The sequence below is a fragment of the Streptomyces sp. NPDC000983 genome, from assembly GCF_040299205.1.
Classification (GTDB): domain Bacteria; phylum Actinomycetota; class Actinomycetes; order Streptomycetales; family Streptomycetaceae; genus Streptomyces.
In genome coordinates, this window is sequence record NZ_JBEPBM010000058.1 from 1 (window position 1) to 12,942 (window position 12,942).

Annotated in this window: 12 protein-coding genes and 1 rRNA gene; 10 read left to right on the forward strand and 3 right to left on the reverse strand. The window is 70.3% G+C overall.

The window, feature by feature from the left end; all coding sequences use genetic code 11:
* The 9 genes from rrf to ABT296_RS35395 form a co-directional block, all read left to right on the forward strand.
* Nucleotides 1-92 (forward strand): 5S ribosomal RNA (gene rrf, locus ABT296_RS35355); the annotation flags it as partial.
* Between the two features lie 60 nt (nt 93-152).
* Entirely contained in the window at nt 153-797 is a 645-nt protein-coding gene (locus ABT296_RS35360) for an HAD family hydrolase (RefSeq protein ID WP_351933664.1), read from the forward strand.
* 91 nt (nt 798-888) lie between these two features.
* Complete coding sequence (locus ABT296_RS35365; protein ID WP_351933674.1) at nt 889-2,112, forward strand: MFS transporter; 1,224 nt, start codon at nt 889-891, stop codon at nt 2,110-2,112.
* Nucleotides 2,063-3,238 (forward strand): acetoin utilization protein AcuC, encoded by a 1,176-nt coding sequence (locus tag ABT296_RS35370; RefSeq protein WP_351933676.1) that lies wholly within the window; start codon nt 2,063-2,065, stop codon nt 3,236-3,238. Before ABT296_RS35365 ends, ABT296_RS35370 begins: the two co-directional genes overlap by 50 nt.
* A 460-nt stretch (nt 3,239-3,698) precedes the next feature.
* Nucleotides 3,699-4,514, forward strand: a complete 816-nt coding sequence (locus tag ABT296_RS35375) for a phosphatase (protein WP_351933678.1) — start codon at nt 3,699-3,701, stop codon at nt 4,512-4,514.
* A 129-nt stretch (nt 4,515-4,643) separates the two neighbouring features.
* Nucleotides 4,644-4,856 (forward strand): helix-turn-helix domain-containing protein, encoded by a 213-nt coding sequence (locus ABT296_RS35380; RefSeq protein ID WP_004984898.1) that lies wholly within the window; start codon nt 4,644-4,646, stop codon nt 4,854-4,856.
* A gap of 157 nt (nt 4,857-5,013) precedes the next feature.
* Nucleotides 5,014-5,112 (forward strand): 30S ribosomal protein bS22, encoded by a 99-nt coding sequence (locus tag ABT296_RS35385; RefSeq protein ID WP_003948845.1) that lies wholly within the window; start codon nt 5,014-5,016, stop codon nt 5,110-5,112.
* Between the two features lie 289 nt (nt 5,113-5,401).
* The gene (locus tag ABT296_RS35390; RefSeq protein ID WP_351933680.1) at nt 5,402-6,463 is read left to right on the forward strand and encodes an NAD-dependent epimerase/dehydratase family protein; all 1,062 of its coding nucleotides are present in this window, start codon (nt 5,402-5,404) and stop codon (nt 6,461-6,463) included.
* Between the two features lie 14 nt (nt 6,464-6,477).
* Nucleotides 6,478-7,515: a lysophospholipid acyltransferase family protein gene (locus ABT296_RS35395; protein ID WP_351933682.1), complete on the forward strand. Its 1,038-nt coding sequence runs from the start codon at nt 6,478-6,480 to the stop codon at nt 7,513-7,515.
* An 88-nt stretch (nt 7,516-7,603) separates the two neighbouring features.
* Here ABT296_RS35395 and ABT296_RS35400 read toward each other — a convergent pair whose 3' ends face one another.
* The 3 genes from ABT296_RS35400 to ABT296_RS35410 all read right to left on the reverse strand — a co-directional run bounded on the left by ABT296_RS35400 (nt 7,604) and on the right by ABT296_RS35410 (nt 10,858).
* Nucleotides 7,604-8,842, reverse strand: a complete 1,239-nt coding sequence (locus ABT296_RS35400) for a DUF5667 domain-containing protein (RefSeq protein ID WP_351933683.1) — start codon at nt 8,840-8,842, stop codon at nt 7,604-7,606.
* Nucleotides 8,843-9,075: 233 nt separating this feature from the next.
* Nucleotides 9,076-9,849, reverse strand: a complete 774-nt coding sequence (locus ABT296_RS35405) for an ECF subfamily RNA polymerase sigma factor, BldN family (RefSeq protein ID WP_351933685.1) — start codon at nt 9,847-9,849, stop codon at nt 9,076-9,078.
* A 364-nt stretch (nt 9,850-10,213) separates the two neighbouring features.
* Nucleotides 10,214-10,858, reverse strand: coding sequence for a TetR/AcrR family transcriptional regulator (locus ABT296_RS35410; protein ID WP_453167840.1), 645 nt, complete (start codon nt 10,856-10,858; stop codon nt 10,214-10,216).
* A 215-nt stretch (nt 10,859-11,073) separates the two neighbouring features.
* Between ABT296_RS35410 and ABT296_RS35415 the strand changes: the two genes are divergently transcribed.
* Entirely contained in the window at nt 11,074-12,942 is a 1,869-nt protein-coding gene (locus ABT296_RS35415) for an RICIN domain-containing protein (protein ID WP_351933687.1), read from the forward strand.

Sequence of the window (12,942 nt, forward strand, 5' to 3'; positions counted from 1 at the left end):
CGCCCGGTTACATTCCGAACCCGGAAGCTAAGCCTCACAGCGCCGATGGTACTGCAGGGGGGACCCTGTGGGAGAGTAGGACGCCGCCGAACAAATTTTGGGAAAACCCCGCACCTTATGGTGCGGGGTTTTCTGCGTTTAGGCTCTTTTCCATGCGCTATGACCTTGTCATCTTCGACAATGACGGTGTGCTCGTCGACAGCGAGCCCATCTCCAACCGGTTGCTCGCCGGCTATCTCACCGAGCTGGGGCATCCCACCACCTATGAGGAGTCCCTCCGGGACTACATGGGCTCCGCGATGCACCGGGTGCACGATCTCGTGGAGGCGCGGACCGGTACCCCGTTGCCGGCGGACTTCGACGATGTCTTCCACGCCCGGGTGTTCGCCGCCTTCGAGCGGGAGCTGAAGCCCGTGCGCGGGGCCGAGGAGGTGCTGGCGAAGCTCGCCGCGGACGGGGTGCCGTACTGCCTGGCCTCGTCCGGGAGCCATGAGCGGATCCGGGTGGGGCACCGGACGACCGGGCTGAGCCGGTGGTTCGAGGACGGGCGGATCTTCAGTTCGCAGGATGTCGGGCGGGGAAAGCCTGCTCCCGATCTGTTTCTGTACGCGGCCGAGCGGATGGGGGTCGCGCCGGAGCGCTGTGCCGTCGTCGAGGACAGCCCGCTCGGCGTCCAGGCGGCCGTGGCCGCGGGGATGGACGTCTACGGGTTCACGGCCATGACGCCGGCCTCGCGGCTGGCGGACGCCACCGGACTCTTCGAGGACATGGGCGAGTTGCTCGATCTGCTGAGCTGAGCCGGTGCGGGGGTCCGCACCGGAAAGCTGAAACAAATTCATTTTTGGCTGGATCTACCCACGGGTACGCCGGGGCCCTACGCTCGCCGCCATGACTGATGTGCTGCGGCGCGGCAGGGCCTCGCTGGCGTTCGGCTTCTTCGCCCAGGGCGTCGCGTTCGCGCTGCTGGTGACCCGTATCCCGGCGATCCAGGACCGGTACGGGGTGTCCGACGCGCTGCTGCCGGCCTTCCTCGCGGCTGTGCCGATCCTGGCCGGTGCGGGGAGTGTGGCCACCGAGCGGCTGGTGAAGCGGGTGCCGCCGAGTGTGGTGCTGCGCTGGTCCCAGCCGGTGGTGTTCCTCGCGCTGCTGGGAGTGGCGGCGGGGGAGCGGATGGTCGAGCTGGCTGTCGCCCTCGGGGTGTTCGGTCTTGCGGTGGGGGCTCTGGACGCCTCGATGAACATGCTCGGGGTGAGCCTTCAGCGGTCGTACGGGCGCAGCATCATGCTGAGTTTCCACGCCGCGTACAGCCTGGGCGGGATCGTGGGGGCCTCGCTGGCGTGGGTCGGGGCGCGCTGGGACTTCGCGCTGTTCGTGTCGTATCTGCCGGTCGTGGTGGTGCTGTTGCCGGCCGCGCTGGTGGGGAGCCGGTGGTATGCCGACGGGGAGCCCGGGGGCGAGCCGGAGCGGGAGGAGACCGGCAAGGGGTCGGTGAGCGGTGTCGGGTTCAAGGTGCTGCTGCCGCTGTGTCTGGTGATGACCTTCGCGTACATCGGGGACTCGACGGTCTCCAACTGGAGCGCCAAGTATCTGCAGGACGTGCTGGGCAGCAGTGAGCAGCTGGCGACCGTGCCGTACAACGTCTACATGGTGACGACGCTGCTGGGGCGGGCCATCGGGGACTTCGGGGTGCGGCGGCTCGGGGCCGCGGTGGTGGTGCGGGTGGGTGCCGTGGTGGCCGCGGTCGGGTTCGCGGTGGTCGCTGTCGCGCCCGGGGCCTGGGTGGGGATGCTCGGGTTCACCTTTGTCGGGCTGGGGTTGTGTGTGCTGGTGCCGCAGACCTTCGCCGCTGCGGGGCGGTTGTTCCCGGGGGCGTCGGACGCGGCCGTTGCCCGGCTCAATGTGTTCAACTATGTGGGCTTTTTGATCGGTTCGCCATTGGTGGGGGCCCTGGGCGATGCGTGGAGCTACCGCGGGGCGATGCTTGTGCCGATGGTGTTGGTGCTGGTGACGCTCGTGTACGCCCGCTCGTTCGAGGCTCAACCGGACCGATACGGTGGCGGGCATGAGCGGCCGCGCACAGCTGATGTGGGACGAGGCAGTAACGGGCTATGACTTCGGCCCGGACCATCCGATGGACCCGGTCCGGCTCGCGCTGACCCGGCGCCTGGTGGCGGCCTTCGGGCTCGACCGGGACGTGGACGTGGTCGCGGCGAAGGCCGCCGGGGAGTCGACCCTGCGGCTCGTCCACCGGCCGGACTACATCGCGGCCGTGAAGGCGGCCTCGGCCGATCCCGGTTCGGCGGACGGGTCGTACGGGATCGGGACGCTCGACGATCCGGCGTTCGCCGGGATGCACGAGGTGTCCGCGCTGATCGCCGGGCAGTCCGTGGGGGCGGCGGAGGCCGTGTGGCGGGGGGAGGCGCTGCACGCGGTGAACTTCGCGGGTGGGTTGCATCATGCGATGCCCGGGGGTGCGGCGGGGTTCTGCATCTACAACGACGCGTCCATCGCTATCGCGCGGCTGTTGGAGCTGGGGGCTCAGCGGGTCGCCTATGTGGATGTCGACGTGCATCACGGGGATGGGGTGCAGGCCGCGTTCTGGGAGGATCCGCGGGTTCTGACGATCTCGCTGCACGAGCATCCCCGGACGTTGTTCCCGCAGACCGGGTGGCCGGAGGAGACCGGGGCCCCGGGGGGCGCGGAGGGGTCCGCGGTGAATGTGGCGTTGCCGGCGGGGACCGGGGACGCGGGGTGGCTGCGGGCGTTTCACTCCGTGGTGCCGGAGTTGATCGCGGAGTTTCGGCCGCAGGTGCTGGTTACTCAGCACGGGGCCGATACGCACTTCGAGGATCCGCTGGCTCATCTTGCTGTTTCGCTGGATGCGCAGCGGGCTGTGCAGGTCGCCTGTCATGCGTTGGCGCATGAGTACGCGGAGGGGCGGTGGGTGGCGCTCGGGGGTGGGGGGTATGCGGTGGTGGATGTGGTGCCGCGGTCCTGGACGCATCTGGTGGGGGTTGCTGCGGGGCGGGAGATCGCGCCCGAGACGGTGATTCCTGAGGGGTGGCGGCAGGAGGTGTTTGCTCGTACTCGGCAGTTGGCGCCCATGCGGATGACTGATGGGCGGTGGCCTGTTCGGTGGGGGGAGTGGGAGGCGGGGTACGACCCTGCGGATCGGGTTGATCAGGCGGTGCTGGCGGCTCGGCGGGCGGTGTTTCCGTTGCGGGGGTTGTTGGCGTGACGGGGGTTGTTGGTGAGGGGTTTTCGCCCCCGCCGCCCCTTCCCTTCCCGTCCCCAGGGGCTGCCGCCCCTTCGGCCCCGCCCCGGGGGCTGTGCCCCCTGACCCCTCGCCCCGGGGGCTGCGCCCCCTGACCCCCTCGGGGCTGTGCCCCCTGACCCCTCGCCCCGGGGGCTGCGCCCCCTGACCCCCTCGGGGCTGTGCCCTCGGGTCGCGTTTGGGGGCTTCGCCCCCTTGCCCCCTGATCGGCCCGGAGGGCCTCGTCCTCAAACGCCGGACGGGCTGAATTGGGCCGAGCGGGCTGGATTTGGCCTTGGCGGGCTTGGGGGAGGGGTCGGACGGGCTGAATTGGGCCGGGCGGGCTTTGAAAGGCGACGGGTGGGCTGGTGTGGGTTACGCCGAGCGTGGGGTGTTGGGGGGAAACGGGCTGTGGGGGGTGGGGTGGTGCGTCAGGATTTGTTGGGTGGTTTCTGTTGGGGGTTTGCGTGCTCACCTCGTCGGGGTGGGGCTGGCGGGGAGGGTGGCCACCTCTCGGGAGGTCAGTCTTCGGAGCTATCGGCTCTTCGCCGCCCGTGATCCGCGGGTGTTGATGGGGATCGATCCTCAAGGGGATTGGGGAGCGCGGGAGTTGGTCGCGCTCATGGCCGAAAAGTGTGGGGTCTCCGGCGATCCGTTGCTTGTTCAAGGGCATGATGTGATCGATCCCGAGCGGACGCTTACCGCGCTGGACGCGTTCGCGGCCCGGATCGGGGCGGTCGCCCGGCGCGGCGGACCCGTGCTGCTCGGTACCGGGCACCCGCATCGACTGCTCGGTTTCTACGCCGACTTGGCGGACGCTCTCTCGGCGGCCGGATGTACCGTACTCACCCCCGCGCAGGGTCGCTGTGTCGACATAACGACCCGGTTCGGTCTACGTACGCACAACCTCGACTACGTACGACGAGTCGCGCTGGTACGCGAAGCCGGCTCCGAGGGCTCCGGTGGTGAGCCCGGCGCACACACGCACTCGCCGCTCCCGGTTCGTACCGTGCTGGCGGCGGCCGCGGAGGCCGGCGGGCCCCTGCCCGAGCTGGTGATCGGGGACCACGGGTGGGTCTGCGGAGCAGGTCAGCTGGGGTTTGAGGCCATTGGTCTGGCCGATACCGATGACCCCGCGCTCTTCGTGGGTGAGGCCGAGGGGGTCGTGTCCGTGGCCGTTCCACTTGATGACGCTGTGCGGTCCGATTACTACCGGCCGCTTACCCGCTACGTACTCAATCGAGCGTGTCTGTCACAGTAGGCCGCCGATGGGTGCACCTCTTCCCCACTCGCATCACCCGCCCCTACATTGGGGAGTGAGCACGCAACGACGAAGAGTCACCGGAAGGGGAAGCCGGTGGCCGTCGAGTGCGGAAGGTTCAGGTGTGTCATGGCTGCAGCAGGCGAGAGGCCTCTGAACGAGGTTCAGTTCCTTACCGTGGCGGAAGTCGCCTCGGTGATGCGAGTGTCGAAGATGACCGTGTACCGGCTGGTGCACAGCGGTCATCTGCCCGCGATCCGGGTGGGGCGGTCCTTCCGCGTCCCGGAGCAAGCGGTGCACGAGTACCTCCGCGAGAGCTATGTGGGGGTGGAAACCGCCTGACGGCAAGGGGTGCGGGGGAATCCTCCGGGCACCGTGGGATCTCCCCCGACCGCCTCGATTACGACCTCAGCGCTCGGGCGGGTAGGCTAGCCCCTCGTAGGTCGTGTGGGCCCATGGCGCCCAAACACCGAGTGATGAGAAGTGAGCGAGGGTAGTCGTGGGCTCTGTTATCAAGAAGCGGCGCAAGCGGATGGCCAAGAAGAAGCACCGCAAGCTGCTCAAGCGCACGCGCGTTCAGCGTCGCAACAAGAAGTAAGTTCGCGACGCGAGCCGCGAGAGCGTGTGTGTGGCCCCCACCGGATTGATTCGGTCGGGGGCCATACGCGTTTTTCGCGCGGTGTGCGGCGGGTCGGATTGCGTGCGTGGCTTCGGACACCGGTATGGCTTGGTCTGTTCGTCCGTCCACGGGCGTCGTCACTTCGTGCATTGGGCGGTCATCACAGCGCAACACCGACCCGCTAGGTTGGCCGCGGACGGGGAACCCGGCAGGGTGACGAGCAGCGGTACATCGGGTCTGGACGAGATCTGGAAGGAAGGCGCTGATCTTGGGCAAGGTCGTGCTCGTGACCGGAGTGGCCCGGCAGCTGGGAGGCCGGTTCGTCCGACGGATCCAGCGTGACCCGCAGGTGGACCGGGTCGTCGCCGTGGACGCGGTGCCGCCCGAGCACCATCTGGGCGGCGCGGACTTCGTCCTGGCCGACATCCGGCAGCCGACCATCGCGCGGGTGCTGGCCGAGACGGCCGCCGACACGGTCGTCCACCTGGACGTGACGGGGACGGCGCTCGGCAGCGGCAGTCGGACCTCGGTCAAGGAGACCAACGTCATCGGCACCATGCAGCTGCTCGGAGCCTGCCAGAAGTCCCCGACGGTGAAGCGGCTGGTGGTGAAGTCCAGCACCAACGTGTACGGGTCGGCGCCGCGCGATCCCGCGGTGTTCACCGAGACCACCCCGGCCAAGTCCCTGCCCAGCGGCGGCTTCGCCAAGGACACGGTCGAGGTCGAGGGGTACGTGCGGGGCTTCGCGCGACGGCGGCCGGACGTGGCCGTGTGCGTGCTGCGGTTCGCCAACATCCTCGGCCCGGCGGCCGATTCGCCGCTCGCCGCCTACTTCTCGCTGCCGATCCTGCCGACCGTCCTCGGCTACGACCCGCGGCTGCAGTTCGTGCACGAGGACGATGTGATCGAGGTGCTGCGGATCGCCTCGCACGAGCCGGAGCGCGGCACCCTCAACAGCGGCACCTTCAACATCGCCGGTGACGGGGTCCTGTTGCTGTCGCAGTGCTCGCGGCGGCTCGGCCGGCCCACCGTGCCGCTGCTGCTGCCCGCCGTCACCTGGGCGGGCTCGCTGGTGCGTACGCTCGGGATGACGGACTTCTCGCCCGAACAGATCCGGCTGCTCACCCACGGCCGGGTCGTGGCGACGGACCAGATGCGGGAGACCCTCGGCTTCCAGCCGAAATTCACGACCGCGGAGACCTTCGCGGACTTCGCCCGCGGCCGCGGCCCCGGACTGCTTCCGCCGGAGGCCCTCGCGGGGGCCGTCGACCGGATCGCCGCGCTGTCCCTCCCGGACAGCGGTCACCCCTCGACGCAGAGCGCCAACTGAGGAGCGCATCAACGATGGCGGATGCAAAGGTCATTCCGTTCGACGACGACCGGTCCCGCGGGGGTGCCGTACCGCGGCCGCCGCGGCGCCGGAGCTCGGCGAGCCGGCGCCACGGGACGGAGCCCGCGCCGGTCCGTGAGGTCCAGCCCCTGCCCGACCGGGCCTCCTCGCACGATGATGTTCCTGTGACCCCTGAGAAGCAGCAGGACGGCGGTGGACTGGAACGGCGTATCGCCGGCGGTCTGTCGTTCCTGCGCCGCCGCCTCACCGGGGACTACGAGGTCGACGACTTCGGCTACGACGAGGAGCTGACCGACCAGGTCCTGATGTCGCTGCTGCGCCCGGTGTACGAGAAGTACTTCCGGGTCGAGGTGAAGGGCGTGGAGAACATCCCGTCCGAGGGCGGCGCGCTGATCGTGGCCAACCACTCCGGGACGCTGCCGCTGGACGGCCTGATGATGCAGGTCGCCGTGCACGACAACCATCCCGCGGGCCGGCACCTGCGGCTGCTCGCGGCGGACCTGGTGTTCATGCTGCCGGTGGTCAACGAGCTGGCCCGCAAGCTCGGGCACACCCTGGCGTGCGCGGAGGACGCCGAGCGGCTGCTCGGCCAGGGCGAGCTGGTCGGGGTGATGCCGGAGGGCTTCAAGGGCATCGGCAAGCCCTTCGGGGAGCGGTACAAGCTCCAGCGCTTCGGGCGGGGCGGTTTCGTCTCCACGGCGCTGCGGCAGGGCGCGCCCATCATCCCGTGCTCGATCGTGGGCGCGGAGGAGATCTACCCGATGATCGGCAACGCCAAGACGCTGGCCCGGGTGCTCGGGTTCCCGTACTTCCCGCTGACGCCGACCTTCCCCTGGCTCGGTCCGCTGGGTGCGATCCCGCTGCCGACGAAGTGGACGATCCAGTTCGGTGAGCCGATCCGCACGGACGGCTATCCGCCGGAGGCGGCCGAGGACCCGATGCTGATGTTCAACCTGACGGACCAGGTCAGGGAGCAGATCCAGCACACCCTGTACAAGCTGCTGGTGCAGCGCAGGTCGGTCTTCTTCTGACGCCACCGCGGCCCTGGACAGAAGAAACGTTTATACGGAAATGGGGGGCGCCGTTCCTGAGAACGGCGCCCCCCATCCGGCTGTCGCGCTAGTTCGCGTCCTCCGCGTCGATGCCGAGCCCGGGGAGCAGGCCGGGGAGCAGCGGCGGGAGTGTCACGTCCGGTTCCGGTGCCGGTGTGGTGCCGGTGGACGGGGTCGTGGTGCCGGTGTCGTCCTGCGGTGGGTCGAGCAGGCCGCCGGTGCTGCCGCCGAGCAGCCCGTCGTCCTCGGTGGCGGAGCCGCCCGCGGACTTGCTGGGGCTGCCGCTGCTGGACTCCTGCCGGTCGGAGGTGCTGTCGCCGCTGCTCGGGGCGGTCGAGCGGCGATCCGTGCCGGAGGGGTCGGTGGCGGAGGGTCCCGAGCCGCCGCGGTGCCGGCCGCCGTCGCCCTGGGTGGGCTGCTCGGGCAGCAGGGACTGCAGCGGCGCGACTTCCTCGTCTATGGCGTCGAAGACCGACGACACCTGGTCGCCGACGTCGCCGAGCTGGACGGGGAGCCGGTCGCGGAGCGCGCCCCAGGTGTCGCGGTGCGAGGTGGAGAAGGTGGAGAGCGCCTGGATGGGGCCGAGGGAGTCCGGGTCGGCCGCGTACGCGGCCGAGAGCAGCCGGTGGCCCTCGGAGGCGTCGTGGTGCATGCCGGACAGGGCGCGGCGGATCTCGGTGAGGGATTCGTGGTCGAGGTGGCCGCCCCGACCGCGCTCCATCAGTCGGCGGGCCTCGTTCAGGCGGGTGGACGCCTGGTCGAGGAAGGCCTGGCCGCGCTCGCTGTCGCCGTCGGTCAGTCCGCGCTTGAAGTCCTCGATGCCCCGCTTCAGGCCGTAGAGCGAGTCGCCGGGGAGGGCGTCGCCGCTGGCCGCGGCGACTCCGCCGAAGGCTCCGGCGGCCACGCCGACGCTGAGTCCGCCCGCGGCCAGGCCCTTGGTGAGCCGGGACCGCGGTCGCAGCTTGCCCAGGGGGCTCGCCCGGTGGGCGCCCCTGGCCCGGTGGGATCGCTGCTCGGGTACCGAAGTGTCCGCCTCGCCTCCTGCGCCCGCCAGCAGCATGGCCTCCATCGCGGCCACGAGCTGGGCTCGCTGGACGACCTTGACCTCGGGGTCCAGTACCGGCTTGGGCAGCTCGCCGAGACCGGACGCGAGGGCCATGAGTCGGCCCTGCTCGGTCTGTTCCGCGGCAGCCGGGGCCGGTGTCGACCCCTCGGTCTGTTCGGCCGCCGGGCCCCGGTCGGACTGTTCCTCCAGGGCCTGGGCGAAGGCGTTCGCCCGCCGGTGCGCCGATACGTTCGCGATCACTGGCGGCACCTCCTCTCGTCATGACGGTCGACTCCCCAGGGGGTCCTGAGGGTTGCACGCCCCGACCGCGCCCACACGATCGGGTGATCGGAGGCGGCCGGGTTGTGACCACAGGGAGCCTGCATCCCGCACAACGAGCGTCGCGGCACTTGGGTTACGCACGGCGGATGATCGGATCGGGGAGTCAACGGACTTTCACTGATTGCGAGTTGGGTGCTACGGAGCGTGCCCGGTCAGCGGGCGTCGTCCGGGAGGAGCCGGGCGAGGGTACGCACGGCCCGGTACTGGAGGGTCTTGATGGCCCCCTCGTTCTTGCCCATGACCCGGGCGGTCTCGGCGACGGACAGCCCCTGGAGGAAGCGGAGTGTCACGCACTCCTGCTGCTGGGGGTTGAGTCGCCGCACGGCGTCGAGCAGGGCCGCGTTGGAGAGGGACTCCAGCACCGAGTCCTCGGGGGAGCGCTCGACCTCGTTGGCGTCGAGCATCTCGCCGGTGGTGACCTCCAGCCGGAAGCGGCTGGACTTGAAGTGGTCGGCGACCAGGTTGCGGGCGATGGTCACCAGCCAGGCGCCGAAGTCGCGGCCCTGCCAGGTGAAGGTGCCGATACGGCGCAGGGCCCGCAGGAAGGTCTCACTGGTGAGGTCCTCGGCGGTCGCCTTCCCGCCGACCCGGTAGTAGATGTACCGGTAGACGGTGTCGCTGTACTGGTCGTAGAGCCGGCCGAACGCGTCGGCCTCGCCGGCCTGCGCCCGCTCCACGAGATCCATCATCCGGGCGCTGTCGCTGTCGGCGGCCGGTCGCCGGGTGGTGGTGGCGCCGGTCGCTCGCCCCCGTCTGCCGACGGTGGCGCCGCCCTCGGCGAGTGCGTAGCACGGGCCGACGGGGGCGGCGGCCACGGCGAGGGCGGGGACGGCGTACGCGGTGGGGACGAAGCCGCGCAGCAGGTCCTGGACCGTTGCGCGCAGCGTAGCCAGGCCCGAGGCGTCAACCCCGACGTGTGGGTACACGGGACTCCCAGAGGCAGAGCTTCCATCACGAGCAGTGCGCAACCGTTCACCCGTCGTAGCGACGGAGGGGTATCGGATTGCGTTTGAGGAGAATAACGCTTCGTGCAGGCACTGCTACACCCAGTTGCTCAAATCACCGATTACGTCGCTTCTGTAGCCGATTGGTGTCCGTTCAAGTGGCGCAGAGTGACAGCTTGTTGATCGATTCGGCTCGTATTCCGGCTCGGTCCGGGGCGTGTTGTGGCGGTGCGCGGACAACTGGACTGGATGCGGGCCCATCGGGGTACGCCGGTTGGATTGGCCGCTTTTCCGTGCGGCTGTCGCGCTGTGGGCGTGCGCGCGGTCGGGCCGCGGGTGCGCGCGGTCAGTTCGCGGCGGGGGGCCGGTGGGGTGCGAGGCCGGCGAGGAGGGAGTTCAGGACGAGTTCGGTCGACGCCGACATGTCCACCGCCTCGGGGGCGAGCAGCCACTGGACCTGGAGGCCGTCCATCACGGCGATGACCGCGTTGGCGGCCGGTTCGGCGCGGGGGTCGTCGGCGGGCAGGCCGGCCGCCTCGCGCAGGGCGTCGGCGACGAAGGCGCGCAGTCCCGCGTAGCGGTCGCGGAAGTAGGACTGGGCGGGGTGTTCGTCGGTGACGGACTCGGCGGACAGCACCGCGTAGAGGCGGACCATGCCCTCGCGCTCGGCGTTGCGGCGGGCGGTGTCGACGAGGTGGCGCAGGAACTCCAGCCCCTGCGGGCGGTCGGGGCCGAGCTGCTCTATGTCGGTCTGGTCGCGCAGTTCCAGGACGCTGGTGAGCAGCTGGGACTTGGTGCGGAAGTAGTGCAGGACGCCGGCCTGGGTGAGTCCGGCGCGGTCGGCGATCTCCTGGAGCGGCGCGTTGCGGTAGCCGCGCGCGGCGAACGTGTCCATGGCGATGTGGAGGATCTCCCGCTGCCGCGCCTTGGCCTCCGCGCTGCGCGGGGTGCGGGGTCCGCGGTTCGGTCGGCCTGCCGAGTGCCTGCTCACCCGCGACAGCATAGGTGTCCCGTCCGGTGCGGTGATCGTCCTGGTGGAGCGGGACAGGAAGTGTGACACAGGTCACTTACTAAGTACTTAGTGGGTGTGCTTTCATGTGGCCGTCGTCACAGCGAGCCGCGCACTTTCCGACCCCGGGCGTCGAGAGGCGGACCGGGCGCACCACTCCTCGTCACAGGTCACCCCCACCGAAGGAGAGCCGCACCGTGTCAACGAGAACGACGCTCCGGGCCCGCGCAGCGGGCGCCGCCCTGGTCCTCGCCGTGGCCGGCCTCGCCGCCGGCACCACCACCGCCCGGGCCGCCGACCCCACCGCACAGGTCTGGGTCACCACCCCCGACGGGGCCAGGAAGCTCAGCGCCGAGACCGTCGCCTTCGACGGTGCCGTCCAGCCCGTCGACATCCGGGTCGACGCCGGCAGCCGGGGCCAGCGGTTCACCGGCGCCGGGGCCTCGGTCACCGAGGCGTCCGCGCACCTGATCCAGCAACTGCCCGCCGACCGGCGCGCGGACCTGATGAAGTCGCTGTTCTCGCCGACCGAGGGCATCGGGCTGAACTACCTGCGTCAGCCGCTGGGCAGCACCGACTTCAACTCGGGCGGCTTCTACACCTACGAGGACACCCGGGGTTCCTTCTCCATCGCCCGCGACCGGCAGGAGATCATCCCGGTCGTGAAGCAGGCGACCGCCCTCAACCCGGCGATCCGGTTCATGGGCTCGCCCTGGTCGCCGCCGGCGTGGATGAAGACCGGGAACTCCCTCAACGGCGGCAGCCTGCGCACCGACCAGTACCAGGCGTACGCCGACTACCTGGTCAAGGCGGTCCAGGCGTACGGCCGGGAGGGCATCACCCTGACCGACCTCACCGTGCAGAACGAGCCCGAGTTCGCCACCTCGTACCCGTCGATGTCGATGACCTCCGCCGAGCAGGCGGCCTTCCTGCGCGTGCTCGACCGGACGCTGACCGCGAACGGCCTGCCGACCAACGTCCTCGCCTACGACCACAACTGGGACCACCCGAACTACCCGGTGGAGGTGTTCAACTCCACCCAGGGCATCCAGCGCGTCATCGGCGCCGCCTTCCACTGCTACGGCGGCGCCCCGGCCGCGCAGCAGCAGGTCGTGAACGCCGGCAAGCGGGTCTTCTTCACCGAGTGCTCCGGCACCGACAGCGCCGACCCGGCGACCACCTTCGGCGACACGCTGCGCTGGCACGCCGAGAACCTGGTCGTGCAGAACATGCGCAACGGCGGTGAGACCGTCGTCAACTGGAACCTCGCCCTCGACCAGAACGGCGGCCCCCACCAGGGGCACTGCACCGACCGGTGCAACGGCGTCGTGGAGATCGCGGGCCAGAACGTGACCCGCAACGCGGAGTACTACGTCCTCGGGCATGTCACCAAGTTCGTCAGGCCCGGCGCCACCCGGGTCGGTTCCACCAGCCAGGGCGCCGGCGGCGTGCAGAACGTCACCTTCCAGAACCCCGACGGCTCCTTCGCCGCGTACGTGGTCAACACCGCGGGCGGCGCGCAGCGGTTCTCGCTGACGGAGGGCGGCCGGACCCTGGCGTACACGCTTCCGGCCGGGGCCGTGGCGACCGTCGTGTGGACCGCCGGCGGTGACACCCCGAGCGGTCCTCTCGACCCCGCCGCCTGGTACCGGGTGGTCAACGCGGGCAGCGGCGCCTGTCTGGACGCGGAAGGGTGGGGCACCGGCGACGGGACGGCCCTGCAGCAGTGGGCCTGCACCACCGGCACCAACCAGAAGTGGCAGTTCCGGCCCACCAGTGACGGCTTCCACCAGGTCGTGAACCAGTTCAACGGCCGGGTCTGGGACGTGGACGGCGGCCCGGGGGCCACGGCCGACGGCGCCCGGGTCCATCTGTGGAGCTACGTGGGCGGCACCAACCAGCAGTGGCGTGCGGAGTCCACCGGCGCCGACGGCCGGTACCGGTTCGTCGCGCGGCACAGCGGCAAGTGCCTCACCGTCGACAACGGCTCCACCGCGAACGGGGCCCGGCTGTCGCAGCAGCCCTGCGGCACCTCGAACGCCCAGCGGTTCTCACTGACCGGCTGA

What these genes read in the sequence shown, in the direction of transcription:
- ABT296_RS35360 (WP_351933664.1), top strand. Translation starts at nt 153, where the DNA reads ATGCGCTATGACCTTGTCATCTTCGACAATGACGGTGTGCTCGTCGAC.
- ABT296_RS35365 (WP_351933674.1), top strand. Translation starts at nt 889, where the DNA reads ATGACTGATGTGCTGCGGCGCGGCAGGGCCTCGCTGGCGTTCGGCTTC.
- ABT296_RS35370 (WP_351933676.1), top strand. Translation starts at nt 2,063, where the DNA reads ATGAGCGGCCGCGCACAGCTGATGTGGGACGAGGCAGTAACGGGCTAT.
- ABT296_RS35380 (WP_004984898.1), top strand. Translation starts at nt 4,644, where the DNA reads ATGGCTGCAGCAGGCGAGAGGCCTCTGAACGAGGTTCAGTTCCTTACC.
- ABT296_RS35395 (WP_351933682.1), top strand. Translation starts at nt 6,478, where the DNA reads ATGGCGGATGCAAAGGTCATTCCGTTCGACGACGACCGGTCCCGCGGG.